At 61.1% G+C, this 18,270-nt stretch carries 20 protein-coding genes; 9 read left to right on the top strand and 11 right to left on the bottom strand.

Going from position 1 to position 18,270, the window contains the following annotated elements:
* Nucleotides 1–15: 15 nt before the first annotated feature.
* A complete protein-coding gene (locus tag AC1DLT_RS17880; RefSeq protein WP_046599852.1) occupies nt 16–714 on the bottom strand; it encodes a DUF599 domain-containing protein in 699 nt (232 codons plus the stop codon).
* Between the two features lie 517 nt (nt 715–1,231).
* Between AC1DLT_RS17880 and AC1DLT_RS17875 the strand changes: the two genes are divergently transcribed.
* Nucleotides 1,232–2,632 carry an L-serine ammonia-lyase gene (locus tag AC1DLT_RS17875; protein WP_477487603.1) on the top strand — a complete coding sequence of 467 codons (1,401 nt, stop codon included), beginning with the start codon at nt 1,232–1,234 and terminating at the stop codon, nt 2,630–2,632.
* A 71-nt stretch (nt 2,633–2,703) separates the two neighbouring features.
* Entirely contained in the window at nt 2,704–3,141 is a 438-nt protein-coding gene (locus AC1DLT_RS17870) for a DUF1489 family protein (RefSeq protein ID WP_477487602.1), read from the top strand.
* A gap of 14 nt (nt 3,142–3,155) precedes the next feature.
* Here the strand turns inward: AC1DLT_RS17870 and AC1DLT_RS17865 are convergent, their stop codons facing one another.
* The 6 genes from AC1DLT_RS17865 to AC1DLT_RS17840 all read right to left on the bottom strand — a co-directional run bounded on the left by AC1DLT_RS17865 (nt 3,156) and on the right by AC1DLT_RS17840 (nt 8,664).
* Nucleotides 3,156–3,425 (bottom strand): hypothetical protein, encoded by a 270-nt coding sequence (locus tag AC1DLT_RS17865; protein ID WP_477487601.1) that lies wholly within the window; start codon nt 3,423–3,425, stop codon nt 3,156–3,158.
* Nucleotides 3,426–3,512: 87 nt separating this feature from the next.
* The gene (locus AC1DLT_RS17860; RefSeq protein WP_477487600.1) at nt 3,513–5,081 is read right to left on the bottom strand and encodes a D-alanyl-D-alanine carboxypeptidase; all 1,569 of its coding nucleotides are present in this window, start codon (nt 5,079–5,081) and stop codon (nt 3,513–3,515) included.
* A gap of 158 nt (nt 5,082–5,239) precedes the next feature.
* Entirely contained in the window at nt 5,240–5,974 is a 735-nt protein-coding gene (locus AC1DLT_RS17855) for a hypothetical protein (protein WP_477487599.1), read from the bottom strand.
* A gap of 246 nt (nt 5,975–6,220) precedes the next feature.
* Nucleotides 6,221–6,787, bottom strand: a complete 567-nt coding sequence (locus AC1DLT_RS17850; protein ID WP_477487707.1) for a transglutaminase-like cysteine peptidase — start codon at nt 6,785–6,787, stop codon at nt 6,221–6,223.
* A 586-nt stretch (nt 6,788–7,373) separates the two neighbouring features.
* Nucleotides 7,374–7,985, bottom strand: a complete 612-nt coding sequence (locus AC1DLT_RS17845) for a PilZ domain-containing protein (RefSeq protein WP_477487598.1) — start codon at nt 7,983–7,985, stop codon at nt 7,374–7,376.
* 112 nt (nt 7,986–8,097) lie between these two features.
* Nucleotides 8,098–8,664, bottom strand: coding sequence for a PAS domain-containing protein (locus AC1DLT_RS17840; protein WP_477487597.1), 567 nt, complete (start codon nt 8,662–8,664; stop codon nt 8,098–8,100).
* A 222-nt stretch (nt 8,665–8,886) separates the two neighbouring features.
* Here AC1DLT_RS17840 and AC1DLT_RS17835 point away from each other — a divergent pair, with 222 nt between their 5' ends.
* A complete protein-coding gene (locus AC1DLT_RS17835; protein WP_477487596.1) occupies nt 8,887–9,645 on the top strand; it encodes a rhomboid family intramembrane serine protease in 759 nt (252 codons plus the stop codon).
* Between the two features lie 128 nt (nt 9,646–9,773).
* Nucleotides 9,774–10,208: a CBS domain-containing protein gene (locus AC1DLT_RS17830; protein ID WP_247038238.1), complete on the top strand. Its 435-nt coding sequence runs from the start codon at nt 9,774–9,776 to the stop codon at nt 10,206–10,208.
* A 64-nt stretch (nt 10,209–10,272) separates the two neighbouring features.
* On the opposite strand, the gene AC1DLT_RS17825 is transcribed toward AC1DLT_RS17830, so the two are convergent.
* From AC1DLT_RS17825 to folE, 3 genes are all read right to left on the bottom strand, one after another.
* Nucleotides 10,273–11,232, bottom strand: a complete 960-nt coding sequence (locus AC1DLT_RS17825) for a patatin-like phospholipase family protein (RefSeq protein WP_038543085.1) — start codon at nt 11,230–11,232, stop codon at nt 10,273–10,275.
* Nucleotides 11,233–11,340: 108 nt separating this feature from the next.
* Entirely contained in the window at nt 11,341–11,802 is a 462-nt protein-coding gene (gene hisI, locus AC1DLT_RS17820; protein ID WP_255761503.1) for a phosphoribosyl-AMP cyclohydrolase, read from the bottom strand.
* Between the two features lie 28 nt (nt 11,803–11,830).
* Entirely contained in the window at nt 11,831–12,445 is a 615-nt protein-coding gene (folE, locus tag AC1DLT_RS17815; protein ID WP_477487595.1) for a GTP cyclohydrolase I FolE, read from the bottom strand.
* Nucleotides 12,446–12,731: 286 nt separating this feature from the next.
* On the opposite strand from folE, the gene AC1DLT_RS17810 reads away from it, so the two are divergent.
* The 4 genes from AC1DLT_RS17810 to thrS all read left to right on the top strand — a co-directional run bounded on the left by AC1DLT_RS17810 (nt 12,732) and on the right by thrS (nt 16,474).
* On the top strand, nt 12,732–13,175 hold the full coding sequence (locus tag AC1DLT_RS17810; protein WP_477487594.1) for an iron-sulfur cluster assembly scaffold protein: 444 nt from the start codon (nt 12,732–12,734) through the stop codon (nt 13,173–13,175).
* Between the two features lie 250 nt (nt 13,176–13,425).
* Nucleotides 13,426–13,803 (top strand): membrane protein insertion efficiency factor YidD, encoded by a 378-nt coding sequence (gene yidD, locus AC1DLT_RS17805; protein WP_477487593.1) that lies wholly within the window; start codon nt 13,426–13,428, stop codon nt 13,801–13,803.
* Between the two features lie 7 nt (nt 13,804–13,810).
* Nucleotides 13,811–14,335 (top strand): DUF1697 domain-containing protein, encoded by a 525-nt coding sequence (locus tag AC1DLT_RS17800; RefSeq protein WP_477487592.1) that lies wholly within the window; start codon nt 13,811–13,813, stop codon nt 14,333–14,335.
* A 126-nt stretch (nt 14,336–14,461) separates the two neighbouring features.
* Complete coding sequence (gene thrS / locus AC1DLT_RS17795) at nt 14,462–16,474, top strand: threonine--tRNA ligase (RefSeq protein ID WP_477487591.1); 2,013 nt, start codon at nt 14,462–14,464, stop codon at nt 16,472–16,474.
* A gap of 120 nt (nt 16,475–16,594) precedes the next feature.
* Here the strand turns inward: thrS and AC1DLT_RS17790 are convergent, their stop codons facing one another.
* Nucleotides 16,595–17,581, bottom strand: coding sequence for a hypothetical protein (locus tag AC1DLT_RS17790; protein ID WP_477487590.1), 987 nt, complete (start codon nt 17,579–17,581; stop codon nt 16,595–16,597).
* 107 nt (nt 17,582–17,688) lie between these two features.
* On the opposite strand from AC1DLT_RS17790, the gene AC1DLT_RS17785 reads away from it, so the two are divergent.
* Nucleotides 17,689–18,267: a nitroreductase family protein gene (locus tag AC1DLT_RS17785; RefSeq protein ID WP_477487589.1), complete on the top strand. Its 579-nt coding sequence runs from the start codon at nt 17,689–17,691 to the stop codon at nt 18,265–18,267.
* The last annotated feature ends 3 nt before the right edge of the window (nt 18,268–18,270 follow it).

The raw sequence follows: 18,270 nt of genomic DNA, 5'->3' as shown, positions 1-18,270 counted from the left end.
TTTCCGGATCAGATCTCAGGGCGTCCCGCGGTCCATGATCGCCAGCCGGGCCTCGGAGAAATACTGGCGGCGGGTGAGCACGACGACCACCACAAGGGTCATGGCAATGAACATATAGGGCCCGATGAACCAACCGAGATAGCCGACCGACAAAAACAGTGCCCGCAGACCCGAATTGAAATGGCCTGCCGCGATCGTATTCATCCGAACCACCTGATCGGCCGCCCGTTCGGCAGCAGCGCGGTCACCATTGGTGTCGTGCATCATCGGCAGGGCACCGAAGAGAATGGTGCAATAGTTGAACAGCCGGTAGGACCAGCCGAACTTGAAAAAGGAATAACCGAACAGGAAGGTGAGGCCGGCGACCTTGAGTTCGAACGCGGTGCGGCCCCCGTAAGCGACAAAGGGCAGGTCGCGGAAGACCGCCTCGACCTGTTCGGTGGCGCCGAGCAGCGCAAAACAGCCGCCGATCGCGAAGATTGATGTCGAGGCGAAGAAAGCCGTGCCGTTCTGCAGGCCCGCCAAAATCTGAGTGTCGATCATCTTGAGGTCGCGGCGAAGCGAATTGTAGATCCATTCCTTCCGCCGTTCGGCCATCGCCCGGTTGAGGCTGGCGCGGGGAAACAGGCGGGAGCCGGCGCCGGCGGTCACCCAGGAATAGAGGGACCAAAGGACGGCAAAGAGGGCAAGCGCAATATAATCAGCGTTCGTCATGGGCTTCACCGGTTGGAATCGGTCTTTAATCCGTCTCGTCATGCTTTGTTTCGGTTTCGGCGGCAAGCCTCCTCGATCCGGATAGGAACCGCAAACGGCGTGCAGGCGTTACGAATGTGATCCGCCAAAGGCTTCCGCCATGTTTCCGCCATTTTGCGGATTGCGAAGGCGGCGGGATTTTAATAGACCATTAGCCATGACGACCGGGAGCGGACGTTAATCGATGCGGCATGAACCTGGAGACGACATGGAAGATACCGACCAGAAGTCCTGCTGGGGCGTGACCTTCAAGGCGCTCCTCGGATTTGCAGGGGCGTTGGCTCTCGCGTATCTGTTTGGCGCTATCTGATTGCCGCAGTGAAATTCCGGAATTTCTATTCCCGGCGTGGTATTCATACCGCGCCGTTTCTATTTTAAGAGCATGTCGCGGCCGGTTCACCGGATGTCGGGCAATCGCCAAGACATAGCGCTGGTCTGACATAGGCTCGGCGATCGTTCCACTACCTTGCGGATTCTCATGTTCCTGTCCGTTTTCGACGTCTTCAAGATTGGTATCGGCCCTTCGAGCTCGCACACGATGGGACCGATGTCGGCCGCCAACCGGTTCCTGGAGCTCATCCTGTCCAACGACTGGCCGCGCCCGACCGGCGCGCATGTCGCGGCGCTGAAGGTGAGCCTGCACGGTTCGCTCGCGTTCACCGGGATCGGCCACGGGACGGGCAGGGCGGTGATATTGGGCCTGGTCGGCGAGGAACCCCACGCGGTCGATCCGGACAGGATGGACGCGATCATCGAGGAGGTGGAGAGGACTGGCCGCGTCACGCCGCCCGGCCATCCGGCTTATGAATTCCAGCCGAAGACCGATCTGATCTTCGACAAGAAGCAGCCACTGCCCGGCCATGCCAACGGCATGAGCTTTTCCGCCTTCGACCGGGACGATCGGCTTCTCTTGAAGCGGATCTACTATTCGATCGGTGGTGGTTTCGTGGTGACGGACACCGAGCTCGAGGCGATGCGCGGTGCCAAGAAATCGGCCGGCGACTCACGCATTCCCTATCCATTCGCCTCGGCAAAACAGATGCTCGACATGGCGCGCGGCTCAGGCCTGACGATCGCCCAGATGAAGCGCGCCAACGAAGAAACCAAGATGAGCGCTGCCGAGCTCGATGCCGGTCTAGACCGGATCTGGGAGGCGATGTCGAGCTGTATCGACCGCGGCCTTAAGGTCGACGGGATCATGCCGGGCGGTCTGAAGGTGAAGCGCCGAGCGAGAGCGATCCACGACAAGCTGAACGAAGAATGGCGCAGCAACCGGTTGAACCCGCTGCTCGCCAACGACTGGCTGAGCGTCTACGCGATGGCGGTCAACGAGGAGAATGCCGGCGGCGGGCGCGTGGTCACGGCGCCGACCAACGGGGCGGCGGGCGTCATTCCCGCGACGGTACGCTATTACCTGCATTTTCACGACGACGCGACCCAGGCAGACGTCCATAGTTTCCTGCTGACGGCCGCCRCCATCGGCGGCATCATCAAGCACAACGCCTCGATCTCAGGCGCCGAAGTCGGCTGTCAGGGCGAAGTGGGCTCGGCCGCCGCGATGGCTGCGGCGGGGCTTGCGGCCGTCATGGGCGGCTCGCCGGAGCAGATCGAGAACGCCGCCGAGATCGCGCTGGAACACCATCTCGGCATGACCTGCGACCCGATCGCCGGTCTCGTGCAGGTGCCCTGCATCGAGCGTAACGCGCTCGGCGCGGTCAAGGCGGTCACGGCCGCTTCGCTCGCCCTCAAGGGCGACGGGACACATTTCGTGCCGCTCGACGCCTGTATCGAGACAATGCGCCAGACCGGCAACGACATGAGCGAGAAATACAAGGAAACCTCCACCGGCGGTCTCGCCGTTAACGTTGTCGAGTGCTGACAGGTTTCGCCACTGTGGAGTGATCCGAGCAAACGCTTGACCTCACGTCCGGATGGGTCTTCAACCAAACCATGGCTCTCCATCTGATCAAACTCTGCGTCGGCGCCGATTCTATCCAGGATCTCCAGGATTGGGTCGCCGAGCGCGCGCTCAATGCTATTGCCGCCGGCCTCGAACCGCACAGCATCCATACGACCCGCATGGCGCCGAAGCGCATGGAGGAACTGCTCGACGACGGATCGCTCTACTGGGTGATCAAGGGGCAGGTGATGGCGCGGCAGAAGCTGCTCGACATCCGCACGGTTACGGGCGGCGACGGCATTCAGCGCTGCCAGTTGGTGCTGGGGCCGGAGGTCATCGAGACCGCACCGCAACCGAAACGGCCCTTCCAAGGGTGGCGCTATCTCAAAAGCGAAGAAGCGCCGAGGGACCTCGGCAAACTGGGCGAGGACGTTGCGGCGCTTCCGGAAGATCTGCGGCGGGAACTCGCCGAGCTTGGACTACTGTAGCCGGAAACTTCCTATCAGCGAAGCTTGATGCGGACCGGTGCACGGCCGGCGCGGATGCCGACATGCAGGTGGATATTGGCTTCCGGCTGGGAATGGCGCCAGGCGCGCGCGCCGTGGCTGAGCAACAGAGAGACCAGATCGCGGGTCTTTTCCTTGGAGCGGTTCAAGCCGAGACCGGCAAGCCGCATGGCCGCCTCGTGAAGCGGGTTGAGGGCGACGCCCTTGGCTCTGGACTTCTGAGCCGGTTTGAAGTCGAGTTCGGCGCTGTTTTCATTCATCATCATCGGAAACCCCGTCTACGCGTTACTTTCGAGATCCCTCCGCGCCGAAGAACCGGCGCGGGTATTTCCTTGATCGCCGGTGGCGACTGCTCACTGGAGCGACGCCCAGCAGCTGATGCCCTTCTTCTTCAGCACGTTGCAGGCGTCGACAGCCGTCTTCTGGTCGTCGAAGCCGCCGAAGCGGGCGCGGTAGATCTGTTCGCCGTTGTTGCTGAAGGCGACAGTGAAGGGTTTGGCGGAACGCAATACCTTGCCGCCTTTATCCTGCGCATTCTGCAGGAGATCCTGAGCTTGTTTCTGGTTCGGCGATGCGCCGATCTGGATGACCCAGCCGTTGGAGGCCATCGAAGCCGCGGCTGCGGACTGAGCGGCCTTCGCGGACACGGCAGACACCTTGGTGGATGCCGTCGTGACGTCGTCCACCGTCGAGCGGCCGGCACGGTGCGCGACGGCTTCCTCGGTGCGGGCGGGCATATATTCGGGAGCCGGGGTCGGGACGGCAGCCACACCGCCCATGGCCGTGTTCATCGCCTGGGTGATGACCTTCTTTTGCTCCGGTTCTGCGGCATAGGCCGATGCGGCGGCAGGCGCCATGGCTGCAGCCTGCTGTTCGGCATAACGGGCGCCCGGCCGCGGGCCGCTCGGCGGCAGGTCGAGAGCCGCCATCTGGCGCACGTCGGACTGGGTCGCGGTAACGGCCGGAGCGGCGCGTACCGGGGCTGAAGGAGCGGGCGCAACCGGGGCAGGGGCCGCTGCCTGGGCGATCAGGTTGCTGTTGCCGCCGCGAGAAGCTTCCGGAAGATAGTCGGCGACCAGCTTGCGCATCGTCGCGTCACGGACGGCGCTGGAGCGGCTGCCGAGCACGACGGCGACGATCGAGCGGCCATCGAGTTGGGCCGAGGTCGCAAGATTGCTGCCGGCGGCGCGGGTGTAACCGGTCTTGATGCCGTCGACACCCTTGACCGTGCCGACGAGGCGATTGTGGTTACCGATCGTCTGTTTGCCGAAATTGAAGCTGCGGATCGAGAAGTAGCCGTAATACTGTGGAAAGTGCTGGCGCAACGCCATGCCGAGCCGGGCCTGATCGCGTGCCGTCGTCATCTGCGCGGTGTTCGGCAGGCCGTTGGCATTGCGGTAGGTGGTGCGGGTCATGCCGAGTGCGCGCGCCTTACTGGTCATCAATGAGGCGAAGCGTTCTTCGGAGCCGCCGACGAATTCGCCGAGGGCCGTGGCCATGTCGTTGGCGGAGCGGGTGACGAGTGCGCGAATAGCCTGATCGACCGAGACCGAACCGCCGGCGCGAACACCGAGTTTCGAGGGTGGCTCGGCTGCAGCGTGAGCAGAGACCGGAACCTGTGTGTCGAGGCTAATGCGGCCGGTTTCAAGCGCTTCGAAGGTGAGGTAGAGCGTCATCATCTTGGTGAGCGACGCGGGATAGCGCAGACCGTCCGGATCCTCGGAATAGAGAACCTTACCGGTCTTGGCGTCAACGACGATGCCGGCGTATTTCGGACCGGCAGCAGCAGGCGTCGAAAACATCGAAATCGCCACAGCCAACGTGAAGAGAAAACCGAGGAACCGTCCCGGGACCGTCGCATCACCCTTGGAAAGGGATGCAGATATCATTTTTTTCGACACTGCCGCACTCATCGCTTGCATCACATTAGTCAAATATCCGGACGCGCCCCCGCCACGGCCGTTACCGTTCAATCTAGGGGATTAGCGTTACCAAGAGGTTTATGATGAACAGCAGCTTACCTCGATATGCTGCATTTTAGACATCATCCCAGGCTTCGACCCGACCCGTCCGCGGCGGCTTATTTCGCCAGCCGGTTTTCGACAAAGAGGCGAACTGCGGCATCAATATGTTGCCAGTCCCGCAAAAGCACACTGGAGAAGCGATAGAGCACCGTCAGGTCCTGTCCGATGTGGATATCCCGCTGGCAGTCGCCGCTGGTGGCTTTGTCGCCGGGGGCAGGCAGCACGCAGCGCACGGCGTAATCCGGGGCGCCGCCGACCTGGCCAGTTAGAACCACTTCGCTGCCATAACCTGAATCGGCGCGCAGCCGGTGAACGGTCAGTCCGAAGGCAGCCTGCTGCGGTGCGCCATCGAACAGTTTGGAATAGATCGGCTCCAGCCGGCCGGACATGTCGCGCGACATGGTGCTCTGGGATAATTGCAGGAAAATCAACGAGGAAGACTGGGCAACATCATCGAAGCGCGACCGCAGGCCTGCGCTATAACCTTCGAGTTCCGGCCAGGTGAGATAGAGGTCGACGCGCTCGGTAACGCCGGCCTGACGCTGGTCGCGGAAGCGAATCGTGTTGGCCGGAAGCTTGAGCTTGTCCTGGCCGATCTGGATCGGGAATTCTTCCCGGCTGTCGGTATGGCCGGCAAGCGCGATGCGCTGCCCGAACCAATGGCCACCGACACTGATCGCAGCCGTCAACAGAGCAAGGATCGCGATGACGGCCGCCAGCCGATAGACGAAACGGTTGGATAGGAGCGGCGCTTCTTCTGCAGCCGAGAGGTTCCGGGCTGGACCTGCCATGACGCGCGCTCCATGTTCTCATTCGAGAGGGAATTCGCCAGCGCCGGAATGGGACAGAACGCGGATACGAACGCGGCCAAGCGATTTGGCAGCAGTCTGGATCGTTATGATTAACGCTTCGTAAATAAAGCTTGATCCGGGATGGTGACAGCCTCCCAGTAATCCCTTCGGCGCCCACCTTCAGTCCTGCACATTGACCGCGGCTCGGATCGCCGTGGTCTTTTTCGTCGATGGGTAGGCGAGAGATTACTGGCCGACGGAGCCGACGGCGGTGGCGCGGCCATCCTGCAGCTTGACCCAGCGGGCGGGATCGTCGTTCGCCTGGCGCTTCAGGAAGGTGTATTCGGTATCCGACCAGATCATGACCTTGTTGCGCATGTTGTCGAGCACGAAATCGCCGCGATCGGTCCGGACGGTCAGCACCGCGTGACCTTCGCCGTTCGGCTGTAGCACGACGGTGATCAGTAGGTCGGACGGCGAGAAACCTTTCGCCATCAGCATCTTGCGCTTCAGAAGCACGAAATCTTCGCAGTCGCCGACGGTGCGGGGATAGGCCCAGCGCTCTTCGACGCCATAAATTTCCTGATCCGTCATCGGCGTGATCGAGGAATTGACCGTGTAGTTGACATCGAGAAGCGTGCGCCACTTGTCTTCGGTCAGTGCGAGCGGGCCGGCGTCCTTGTAGGTCGCGGCGCATTCGCTCACATAGGTCTTGCAGAATTCATAGTGGCCGAGCGGCGGATTGGCCTGGCCGAGAACGCGCACCGTGTTGGCCGGCATGCCGAAAGAACTTCCGGCGCTAAAGATCGCCATGACGGCGGTGATGGCGGCGAGGCCCAGTCCCTTGCTGTATTTCATTTTTATGTCTCCCCGTTGTGAGGAGAACACTGCCAGACAGGGTTTGATCGACCGCAAAATCTCGCAGTAAAATCAATATCTTATTTGAATTCAATTCGCCTAAAACATACATCAAATACATCTCGAACTTTCACAAAATTCGAGCCGAATTTGCCGATAATTTTTATAAAATGCCGATTATCGAGCGCCTGGCTCCTCGGAGCTTTCCCGCTATCTATCCGTGAATAAAGGAGTTTTTGAAATCCGCGGAGCAGCCCACTGAGCGTCGGAAATCCCGCAATGACGACGATTGGCCGTTGCAAACAGGGAAGGTAAGGTAGCGCATTGCGTTGCGTCATGACCAAATCAGGCTGATCGAGGCCGGTTTTCGGGCTCGAAAAAAGTGCCGAAAGGGCACATTTTTTTGAAGAAAGTTCATTTCGGCACAGACAGGCGGCTTTTTCCTGGCCCGTCCCGCAATGAAACAGGACGCAAAGGATAGGGCACGCAACAAAAAAGCGCCCGGATGGGGCGCTTCTGAATTGCCGTCGTAAGAGCCCTTTTAAAGGAATTCGGTCAGCGTATCGCGTGATTGGACCGAATTGAACTCGATTGCCACGCCTTCCATGAAGTGGCGTACGACGCGGCCGCGCATGTTGCCGAGCCGGACAGGCGTGCCGAGCGCGGGGCGGATGTCGATATCGATCGCCGCGCCGGACAGCGAAAGGTCCACGATGCGACAGGCATAACGCCGGCCGTCGTCGAGCGTGATCTCGGAGCGGGTGTTGCGCGGCGCCAGGCGATCATGGCGACGATCTTCGGGCAGGCCGAGTTCGTGCTTGTTGGCGATCCATGTAAGCTGGGCGGCCAGTTTCTCGCGCTTGCGGTCCGTCGCGTTGATCGACATCACGAAACCAGTGCTCGACAGGCTGATGACCATGCCTTCGAGACGGCCGATATGATCGAGATAGGCGATGACGCGTTCGCCGACGAGCGGCCGGCCGACGCAGGCGAAGCTGACGTCGCCCGGCGACATGTCGACGACGTCGCAAGGAAATTCCTCATGCGTCGCCAGCATCAACCGTCCTGGAATACTGACGGACACGCGCTGAAAGGAACGCTGTGCGGGAACGCTGGATGCCGATGGAGTATGAGATGGCTGAAAAGAATACATTTGAGAGAGCTTTTCTCTTCTAAGTCTATCGTTAAGAGTATTAGCGCGCCGCGGTTAACAGAAGGTTTTGGCAGGGACCGTCAGCAGCGCGGGCTGCGATGAGATGCTTCCCTCAAGACGGGCTGCGGCCGGGTGTGTGGGAGAAACTGCGGCGATCGCCCGTGACCGGCACACCGAAATGTGAACCGCCGCCGGTCAGGAACGTCCAGTTCTCGAGCGTCAGAAAAATGGCCGGCGTTGCCGTTACGGGGTAGGGAGAAATCACCGGCAGAAGAGCGCCAAAAATCCGATCGCTTGGCGCCGCCTCCACCGATCGGATTGGCAGAAGCAGCATTTCATAAGCGTGGCGGATGTGGCCATTCGAGGCACGGACATCCAGGAGTGCCGGCTGCTGGGAGTGAATGACGCCGTGGGCGATCTCCACCGGCTGCCGGTGATCGGTCTCCTGCCAGACGTCCGCGAACGGCTTGCCGCGAAACTCACGGTCGAACAGTTCGCAGATGCGGGTGCCCGCCAGGCGGAACGCCAGCGTGCCGGCCGGGTCCATGGCGGCCATGAAAAGATGCGGGAGAAGATGACGCAGAGCGGTCGGGTCGATCTCGGTCTTGAGGGGAGCCATCCCGTCGCGTTTGAGATTGATCCAGTAGTCGAAGATTGCCCTGGTTGCCTGATTGCGCATCCATCTTACCTGTCATATTTCGATACAGGCCGCGCTTCATGGACGGCCGATCCTCCTCACGCAGCGAAAACCATGCCACGGCGAGGGCATCATGGTTAAGGATTTGCCACCGATCACGGCACCCGCGCGACCGTGATCCTGCCCGCGCTTTCCTTTGAACAGCCGCTCCTATATGGCTGTCGGACCCATCCGATAGGGGACGAGAAGACAGAAGGAACTGGCATGAACGACGGGCCGGATATGGCTGACGAGCAGCGCGAGACGGATGACGGCGGCGAGCGCTCGCAGCCGATCTTCAATCTTCCGCGGAGCCTCGTCGTGACGCTGGCTTTGCTTGCAGTCATCTACATTGTGCAGGAATATCTGCTGGACGAGGACACGCGCGCCACCATGGTGGTGAACCTGGCGTTTACGCCGCTGCGCTACGTCTATCCGCTCAGCGAGCAGGGACTTGCCTGGGCGTGGACGCCGGTCACGTATTCGCTGCTGCACGGCAGCATCGAGCATATTCTTTTCAACGGATTGTGGCTGATGGCCTTCGGGGCACCGGTGGTGCGGCGGATCGGCACTCTGCGCTACGTGATCTTCTGGATTCTCTCGGCGGTGGCTGCCGCCTTCTTCCATGCAACGCTCAACTGGGGGGACGAGACGCTGTTGATCGGTGCGTCAGGCGTCGTCTCGGCTTTGATGGGAGCGGCCTGCCGTTTCGCCTTTCCCGAACGCCGAGGTTATGATCGGACCCATGGCCATCTCTATCCGCGCCAGTCTATCCTCGGCTCGTTCCGCAACCGCACCGTCGTCATCTTCACCGCCATGTGGTTCATTGGCAACCTTCTGATCGCCTTCGGGGTGACGTTGTTCGGTGCGGATATGGGACCGATCGCCTGGGATGCGCATATCGGCGGCTTCCTGTTCGGTTTCCTGCTGTTTGACCTTTTCGATCCCCTGCCGCCCAGCGTCATGCCCATCACGCAACCTTGATCTTTCTTGATCTCTCTCCGGCATCGCTCTACACTTCTGTGCACGTGCAGGGACGGTTCCTCCACCCGGGCGCTTTGCTTCTCGGGAATGGGCGACGTCCAGGCCGAGCCGGTTGGGAGGAGAGAGCCATGGCAATAATCGTCAAGAACATGTTGGATGCAAAGGGTCGTGACGTGGTCACCGTTGACCCCGACAAGACGCTGCTCGAAGTCGCCGGGATTCTCAACGACAAGAAGATCGGCGCCGTCGTGGTAACCGGCATGGAAGGCCGCATCGCCGGCATCTTTACGGAACGCGACCTGGTGCGCGCCATCGCCGGTAAAGGCGCCAGTGTGCTCGACCAACCGGTAAAGTCGGCAATGACCACTGCGGTGCAACGCTGCAAGGATGACACGACCGTCGATGAACTGATGGGGATGATGAGCAGCGGCCGTTTCCGCCACGTGCCCGTCGAGCAGGACGGAAAGCTCGCCGGCATCATTTCGATCGGCGACGTGGTCAAGTCGCGCATTCGCGAGATCGAACTCGAGGCCGAACAGATCAAGGCCTATATTGCCGGCTGATCGCTTTCGGCTGAGCCTCGCCCATGGGCGGGGCTGGATCACCTCGTGACGAGGCATCCCCCGCTTAGCGGGCGAAAACTTCCTGCATGCGCTTCAGCGCAGAGATCTGCGCCATGGTCTCCGTATAACCGCGGTCGATCGCTTCGCCGGCGCGGTGGAATTCGGACAGGCCGATATCGGCAAGACGCGGATGCAGCGCCAGATCCGGAGGATCGCCCGCCAGGCGCGCGCGGGAAATGCGTTCCTGGATGATGTTGAAGGCCTGCACCATGGTGCCGGTCAGACCGACACGGATGTCCTCGGGCTTCTTGCGCCCGTCATCGATCGGCTGGACGCTGGCATTGTGCTTGACGACCGCCGAGCGGCCGAAAATCTCGTAGTTCAGGTTGACGGCGACCACGAGCGGCTGTTCGTAGGCGCGGCAGACGGAGGTCGGCACCGGATTGACCAAAGCGCCGTCGACGAGCGTCCGGTTGTTGCATTTCACCGGTTCGAAAATGCCAGGCAGTGCGTAGGAGGCGCGAAGCCCGGTGATCAGCGAGCCACTGGAGATCCACACTTCGTGCCCGGTATGGAGCTCGGTCGCAACCGATACGAACGGGCGGTCGAGATCCTCGATCGACAGGCCTTCGAGGTGTTCCTGCATCCGCTTTGTCAGCCGCATCCCGCCGAGAAGACCGCCGCCGCCGATCGTCAGATCCAGCAGGCCGGCAATGCGGCGCATGGTCAGCGAGCGGGCGAAGGTTTCGAGTTCGTCGAGCTTGCCGGCGAGGTAACATCCGCCGACCAGAGCGCCGATCGAGGTGCCGGCGATCATGCCGACTTCGATGCCGGCTTCGTCGAGAGCCCTGAGTACGCCGATATGAGCCCAGCCGCGCGCGGCACCGCCGCCGAGAGCGAGGGCAAGCTTTGCTTTTTTGGGGGCTTCAACGATGGGAGGAGGGGTGGGTTCGAGGATTTTCGTTTCGTCGCCTTCGGCAGATGCCGCAAGCGGATCGTGACGGTTCCAACTCCAGTTCAGCATCGACAAAAATCCTCCACAGCTGAACAAACCCCGGTCTGACGATTAACGCATCGACAGGTTTCGAAATCGTTTATTCAGTCGAGACACGCCAAAAAACGAGGCAAATGCCTAAATGGTTCCTTGATCGGAATAGACGACATTTGGATCAAAATGACGCTGATTGTCGGTGATTTCAAGAACCGCCCTACCATCACTTTGGGTAACAACCCGATAGAAACAGGAGCGACGGCCGGTATGGCATGTAGCGTCGTGTCCGGCGACCGAAACCTTGAGCCAGACGGCGTCCTGATCACAGTCGGTGCGAAGCTCGTGGACGGTCTGCAGGTTGCCGGAGGATTCGCCCTTCTTCCAGATTTTGGCACGCGAACGGCTGTAGTAATGGGCAATGCCGGTCTCGACCGTCAGCGCCAACGCTTCGGCGTCCATATGCGCGACCATCAGCAGTTCGCCGTCACGGACATCGGTGACGACGGCGGTGACGAGACCGTTCTGATCGAAGCGGGGCGTGAAGGCGCCGGCGCCTTCGAGTTCCGTCTTGTCAGCGGAAGGCTGGTCAAAAGAAAACGACATCGGGAAACTCCGCCCGGAAAACCGCCGATCAGCGGTTGCGGGCCAGCGTGAAGAAACGGGCCTGTTCGGCGGCGTTCGTCTTGAACTCGCCAGTAAACGTCGTCGTCATTGTATGCGAGCCCTGCTTCTGCACGCCGCGCATTTCCATGCACAGGTGTTCGGCCTCGATCATCACGGCGACGCCGCGCGGCTTCAGGGTCTCCTCGATCGCGTTGGCGATCTGCGCCGTCATGTTTTCCTGCGTCTGCAGACGGCGACCGAAGATCTCGACGACGCGAGCGATCTTCGAAAGACCGAGGACCCGGCCGTTCGGCAGATAGGCGACATGCGCCTTGCCGATGATCGGTAGCATATGATGTTCGCAATGGGAGAAGAACGGGATGTCGCGCACCAGCACGATATCGTCATAACCCGAGACTTCCTCGAAAGTACGGCCGAGCACGTCTTCCGGTGACTGTTCATAACCGGAAAACAGCTCGCTATAGGAGGCGGCGACGCGCTTCGGGGTGTCGAGCAGGCCTTCGCGGGCCGGATCGTCACCTGCCCAGCGCAAGAGAACGCGCACGGCTTCCTCGGCCTCCTGCTGTGAGGGGCGGACCTGCTTCTCTTTCGAAGCCGGGAAATTCTTCACAATGGCATCCATTTATCGTCTCCTGATGCGGTTCAAGGCCGCATCCGACTGGCGTTACTCACGGACTGATCAGCTGCTAGGCATCGGCGGCTGATTTTTGGGCAATCCGGGGTTATCTGACCTTCGGCGAACATTTTTACAAGATATCCTATTCCGTTTTCGGTAGGATTTCGTGAAAACATCCTTTCTTGATGATCTTGCCCGGACATCACATATAATGGCAGGAACCCTTTTATGGTAGTCCGCCTGACGTGACACAGTGTTCAACAAGCGACGGCCGGACTCAAAGCGAGCCTTGATGGACGACATCTATAACAGCAAGATTCTCGAATTTGCCGGCAATATCACCCATGCCGGCACGCTTCCGGATGCGGATGCGAGTTCCGAAAAACATTCGAAGCTGTGCGGCTCGAAGGTGCGGGTGCACCTGAAGATGGACGGCGACCGGGTGACCGATTTCGCCCACGAGGTCCGCGCCTGCGCACTCGGCCAGGCCTCCTCCTCGATCATGGCGCGGCATGTGATCGGCGCAACGACCGCCGAGATCCGCAAGGCGCGCCAGGACATGCTCGCTATGCTGAAAGAAGACGGCGAGGGGCCGGACGGCCGGTTCGAGGAGATGCGCTACCTGAAGCCGGTCAGGGACTACAGGGCCCGCCACCCCTCAACCATGCTGACCTTCGAAGCAGTCGTCGATGCGATCGACCAGATCGAGGCAAGGCAGCTGGCAACGGTCGGATGACGATGGCGTCCCGGGATACCCCCCTCTGCCCTACCGGGCATCTCCCCCTCAAGGGGGGAGATCGGATGGGGGACCGTCTTCGCTTATTCTCGGATGTTTCGCGCTCGGCGACGTGTGCCGTTTCCAATGAGGTGCAAACAGCGCCACGAGTCGATCTCCCCCCTCGAGGGGGAGAGGGCCGGCAGGCCAGAGGGGGGCTGGATCGGCACGCCCTAAGTGACGTCCTGCCATCAACTGCGGTTCACCCCTGATGTGCGGCGCCCCAAACTGTCAGCACTCCGAACCCCAGGCGAAGGCAGGCCGCTCCCGCAACTGGTCCGGATCGTTCCGGAAAACACCCGGCCGGCTGTTCGGCATGGGTCTGATCCGCTTCTACCAGCTGACACTGTCCGGCTTCATCGGCAATTCCTGCCGGCATATTCCGACCTGTTCGGAATATGGATATGAGGCGGTGGCGCGGCATGGGCTGTGGCCGGGCGGATGGATGACGCTGTTTCGGGTGGCGCGCTGCGGGCCGGGCGGCACAAGCGGCCTCGACTCGGTGCCGGAAGCGCTCGAAGGGCGGCAGCATTGGTGGACGCCGTGGAGATATTGGCGCCGTCATTCCGAACCGGTATCGCCTCCGTGAGGAACCGATGATCACCTATATCGCGCTGCTCCACAGCATCGTTCTCGGCGGCGGCAAGCGGGTCATCATGGCCGACCTCCGCGCCATGGCGGAGGATCTCGGCTACCGGAATTGCCGGACCCTGGTTTCGACCGGCAATCTCGTCTTCGAGACCGGCAGGTCATCGACCGGCAATGTCGAGCAGAGACTGGAGGCCGCCTTCGAGAAGCGGTTCGGCAAACATGTCGATATCATCGCAAGGACCGGTGCCGATTGGCTGAAGCTCGCGGCCGGCAATCCCTTTCCGTCGGGAGAAGGTTCCGAGGTCGGCGTGCGGGTGATGCGAAAGCCGCTCGACGAAAGTGTCCTGGACCTGCTCGAGCGCCACCGCGGCGAGGAGAAGATTTCCATCGTCGACGGCAATCTCTGGGTCGATTTCGGCGGCAAGGCCAGCGAGACGCGGCTGCTTTCGGCGATGACCGCCAAGAAGCTCGGCATCGGCACGATCCGCAATGCCAACACGGTCGCCGGGATTGCCGAAATGATCGGCTGAGCAGCCGCTCGCCTTTACTAAAACGCCAAAAGCATTTATCAGCCACGCCGGCTGCGCCCCAAGGGCGAACCGCCATTTATTCCAACACCACCCGCATTCGTTGGCGGGACTGGACAGGAGAAAGACATGTCCCAATCCGTTTCCCTTACATTTCCCGATGGCTCCGTCCGCGTTTTCGACGCCGGCACGACCGGCCGTGACGTTGCCGAGAGCATTTCCAAGTCGCTCGTCAAGAAGGCTGTCGCCGTCACAATCAATGGCACCGTGCAGGACCTTGCCGAGCCGGTGACCGACGGAAAGATCGAGATCGTCACCCGCACCGACGCCCGAGCGCTGGAACTCATCCGCCACGACGCCGCCCACGTGATGGCGGAGGCCGTGCAGGAGCTTTGGCCCGGCACGCAAGTCACCATCGGTCCGGTGATCGAAAACGGATTCTATTACGATTTCGCCCGCAACGCGCCTTTCACGCCCGACGATCTGCCGAAGATCGAGGCGAAGATGAAGGAAATCATCGGCCGCAACAAACCGTTCACCAAGCAGGTCTGGTCTCGCGAGAAGGCCCGCGAAGTCTTCGCTGCCAAGGGGGAAGGCTACAAGGTCGAACTGATCGATGCGATCCCGGAGGACCAGGATCTCAAGATCTATTATCAAGGCGACTGGTTCGACCTCTGCCGCGGTCCGCATATGGCCTCGACCGGCCAGATCGGTACGGCCTTCAAGCTGATGAAGGTTGCTGGCGCCTATTGGCGCGGCGATTCGAACAACGCCATGCTGACCCGCATCTACGGCACCGCCTGGGCGACGCAGGAAGAACTCGACCAGTACCTGCACGTGCTGGCCGAAGCCGAAAAGCGCGACCACCGCAAGCTCGGCCGGGAAATGGACCTCTTCCATTTCCAGGAAGAAGGTCCGGGCGTGGTGTTCTGGCACGGCAAGGGCTGGCGCATGTTCCAGACGCTGACCGCCTATATGCGTCGCCGGCTCGCCGGCACCTATGAGGAAGTCAACGCGCCGCAGGTTCTCGATGCCTCGCTCTGGGAGACGTCGGGCCATTGGGGCTGGTACCAGGAGAACATGTTCGCGGTGAAGTCTGCCTATGCCTTCACCCATCCGGAAGACAAGGAAGCGGACAACCGCATTTTCGCGCTGAAACCGATGAACTGCCCGGGACACGTGCAGATCTTCAAGCATGGTCTGAAGTCTTACCGCGAACTGCCAATTCGGCTTGCAGAATTCGGCCTCGTGCATCGTTATGAAGCATCCGGCGCCTTGCACGGGCTGATGCGTGTACGCGGCTTCACCCAGGACGATGCGCATGTCTTCTGCACTGACGAGCAGATGGCCGCCGAGTGCCTGCGGATCAACGACCTGATCCTGTCGGTCTACGAGGATTTCGGCTTCAAGGAAGTCGTGGTCAAGCTATCGACCCGGCCGGACAAGCGCGTCGGCACCGATGCGCTTTGGGATCGTGCCGAATCCGTCATGCTCGATGTCCTGAAGACGATCGAGGCGCAGTCGGAAGGCCGCATCAAGACCGGTATCCTGCCGGGCGAGGGCGCGTTCTATGGTCCGAAGTTCGAATATACGCTAAAAGACGCGATCGGCCGCGAATGGCAGTGCGGCACGACGCAGGTGGACTTCAACCTGCCGGAACGGTTCGGCGCCTTCTATATTGACCAGAACTCGGAAAAGACCCAGCCGGTGATGATTCATCGCGCCATCTGCGGTTCGATGGAACGGTTCCTCGGCATCCTGATCGAGAACTTTGCGGGCCACATGCCGCTCTGGTTCGCGCCGATGCAGGTGGTGGTGGCGACGATCACTTCGGCCGCGGACGATTACGGCCGTGAGGTCGCAGAAGCTCTGCGCGAGGCGGGCATGGTCGTCGAGACCGATTTCCGCAACGAGAAGATCAACTACAAGATCCGCGAGCACTCGGTCACCAAGGTGCCGGTCATCATCGTCTGCGGCAGACAAGAAGCCGAGGAGCGTTCGGTGAACATCCGCCGCCTCGGCTCGCAGGCGCAGACCTCGATGACGCTCGACGAAGCGATCTCTTCGCTGACCCTCGAAGCAACGCCGCCGGATGTGTTGCGCCGCCTTGAAGCGAAGAACAGGAAGAAGGCCGCGGCCTAACCGATAATGACAGCGCCTGCCGAACGGCGGGTGCTGTCAGAACTCGACTATATCGAGACGGGACTTCTGGAAGACTATCTGTCCGGCTGGCGAAGGTCCGGCAAAACCTGCCTGGACCTGTCAATTCCGGTCGCCGGTGACCCCGCCGGCCACCTGAGGCGTATCGCGCATCAGCACTTCGACCTCGGTGTTTCGTCCGGCTTTGACGGTGAACGAGCGTTGATAGATCTTGGTCTTGTTGCGGGCGACGGCGAGATATTCGCCTTCCGACAAGACCATCGTGGAAAAAGCGCTGACGCTTTCGTTGACGACGTCGCCGGCCGCGGTCAGTACCGACCAGGCCGTATCGGCGATCGCTTCACCGCCTTTTTGAGAAACGAGCTTCAGGGTGATCTGCGCGGCGCGGTGCTGCAGTACCGCCTGAGTGAGCTTGCCGGCTTCCACCTGGATGTCGGCCCGAACCACTGCATTGACGTCCCCATATTCCGAGACGACGTGATAGGTGCCGGCATTCAGACGCACGACCGTATTCGGCTTGACGTCCGACATCACCAGCGCCCGGTCGCCATTGTCGCGCACTTCGGCAGAGTAGACCGAAAAGCTCAGTTCCTTGGGCGGGATGCGCTGGTCGGTACCGGCAACCGCATTGAGGACGAAACCGCCGGCATCGAGCACCAGGGTCTGTTTCGGCACATTGCCGTTTTCGGGGACTTTCAGTTTCTTGGTGACGCCGGCGCGGCCGAAGGCGCAATTGACAAAGTAGTCACCGGGGACGAGCTGGAATGACGCGGAACCGCCTTCGGAACTGGCCACCAGCGGCAATTTGCCGTCGTCACCGGCGATCGGGCTGAAAACGCGCCAGGTGAGGCCTTCCTGCATCGGCTGGCCATCGGACGTCAGCTTGGCATCGAACTGCACGTCTTTTGAGAGAATACCGGACGGGCCGCCCGGCAGAGCCGAGAAAGCGTTAAGCTTCGGCATCTTGCCGGTGCTGTCCGGCGTGCGGAAATTCTTGAAGGCATCTTCCTGAGCGAATGCGCCGAAAGCCGGGCCGAGAGCCATCGCTCCGGCGAGGAACCAGCGTGCCGCAAGGGAAGTGCCTGCCATCTGTTGTCTACCGGTTGACTCTTGTTTTCCGAGACGGCACTTGAGACCAATGACAAGGCAATTTCAAGACCTTCCCACCGCGCCAGCTCCAAATGAAAGCTTTGACCATGCAAAATGACGTTAAACTCATCGATTTTCTGCGCGAAAGGCATTCCACGCCAGTAGCACAGTTCAAGGAGCCGGGCCCGTCGCGGGAGGAATTGGAGGCGATTCTGACCTTGGCGACCCGCGTTCCGGATCATGGCAAGCTCGCGCCCTGGCGCGTCATCGTCTATCGCGGCGACGTGCGCAGCAGGCTCGGCGAACAGTTCCTCGCCCTGTCGCTCAAGAAGATGCCCGAGATGACCGATGCCGCCAGGGAGGCGGAACTGGCGCGCTTCACCCGCGCGCCGCTGGTCGTCGCCGTCGTCAGCACCGCGGCACCGCATCCAAAGATCCCCGAATGGGAACAGGTGCTTTCCGCCGGCGCCGTCTGCTTCAACATGCTGATGGCCGCAAACGCGCAGGGCTACGTCGCCAACTGGCGTACGGAATGGGTCGCCTATGACGACGAGGCGCTGGCGCTCCTCGGTTTGAAGCCGGGCGAAAAAATTGCCGGCTTCATCCATATCGGCTCGAGCGATTTTGCGACGCCGGACCGCCCGCGGCCGGAACTGTCGCAGATCGTCACCTACGCCGGCGAATAGGGT

It is taken from the genome of Neorhizobium sp. 05N33 (assembly GCF_056397445.1).
Note: the sequence above shows the minus strand (reverse complement) of the source record. Positions and strands in the feature narration are given on the sequence as shown.

Bases quoted from the DNA above. Each gene is read 5' to 3' on its own strand.
- thrS (WP_477487591.1), top strand. From the start codon at position 14,462: ATGTCCCAATCCGTTTCCCTTACATTTCCCGATGGCTCCGTCCGCGTT.
- folE (WP_477487595.1), bottom strand. From the start codon at position 12,445: ATGGATGCCATTGTGAAGAATTTCCCGGCTTCGAAAGAGAAGCAGGTC.
- AC1DLT_RS17850 (WP_477487707.1), bottom strand. From the start codon at position 6,787: ATGGCGATCTTTAGCGCCGGAAGTTCTTTCGGCATGCCGGCCAACACG.
- hisI (WP_255761503.1), bottom strand. From the start codon at position 11,802: ATGTCGTTTTCTTTTGACCAGCCTTCCGCTGACAAGACGGAACTCGAA.
- AC1DLT_RS17865 (WP_477487601.1), bottom strand. From the start codon at position 3,425: ATGATGATGAATGAAAACAGCGCCGAACTCGACTTCAAACCGGCTCAG.
- AC1DLT_RS17880 (WP_046599852.1), bottom strand. From the start codon at position 714: ATGACGAACGCTGATTATATTGCGCTTGCCCTCTTTGCCGTCCTTTGG.
- AC1DLT_RS17840 (WP_477487597.1), bottom strand. From the start codon at position 8,664: ATGCGCAATCAGGCAACCAGGGCAATCTTCGACTACTGGATCAATCTC.
- AC1DLT_RS17825 (WP_038543085.1), bottom strand. From the start codon at position 11,232: ATGCTGAACTGGAGTTGGAACCGTCACGATCCGCTTGCGGCATCTGCC.
- AC1DLT_RS17785 (WP_477487589.1), top strand. From the start codon at position 17,689: ATGCAAAATGACGTTAAACTCATCGATTTTCTGCGCGAAAGGCATTCC.
- AC1DLT_RS17870 (WP_477487602.1), top strand. From the start codon at position 2,704: ATGGCTCTCCATCTGATCAAACTCTGCGTCGGCGCCGATTCTATCCAG.
- AC1DLT_RS17790 (WP_477487590.1), bottom strand. From the start codon at position 17,581: ATGGCAGGCACTTCCCTTGCGGCACGCTGGTTCCTCGCCGGAGCGATG.
- yidD (WP_477487593.1), top strand. From the start codon at position 13,426: ATGTGCGGCGCCCCAAACTGTCAGCACTCCGAACCCCAGGCGAAGGCA.
- AC1DLT_RS17845 (WP_477487598.1), bottom strand. From the start codon at position 7,985: ATGTATTCTTTTCAGCCATCTCATACTCCATCGGCATCCAGCGTTCCC.
- AC1DLT_RS17860 (WP_477487600.1), bottom strand. From the start codon at position 5,081: ATGCAAGCGATGAGTGCGGCAGTGTCGAAAAAAATGATATCTGCATCC.
- AC1DLT_RS17800 (WP_477487592.1), top strand. From the start codon at position 13,811: ATGATCACCTATATCGCGCTGCTCCACAGCATCGTTCTCGGCGGCGGC.
- AC1DLT_RS17810 (WP_477487594.1), top strand. From the start codon at position 12,732: ATGGACGACATCTATAACAGCAAGATTCTCGAATTTGCCGGCAATATC.
- AC1DLT_RS17855 (WP_477487599.1), bottom strand. From the start codon at position 5,974: ATGGCAGGTCCAGCCCGGAACCTCTCGGCTGCAGAAGAAGCGCCGCTC.
- AC1DLT_RS17830 (WP_247038238.1), top strand. From the start codon at position 9,774: ATGGCAATAATCGTCAAGAACATGTTGGATGCAAAGGGTCGTGACGTG.
- AC1DLT_RS17835 (WP_477487596.1), top strand. From the start codon at position 8,887: ATGAACGACGGGCCGGATATGGCTGACGAGCAGCGCGAGACGGATGAC.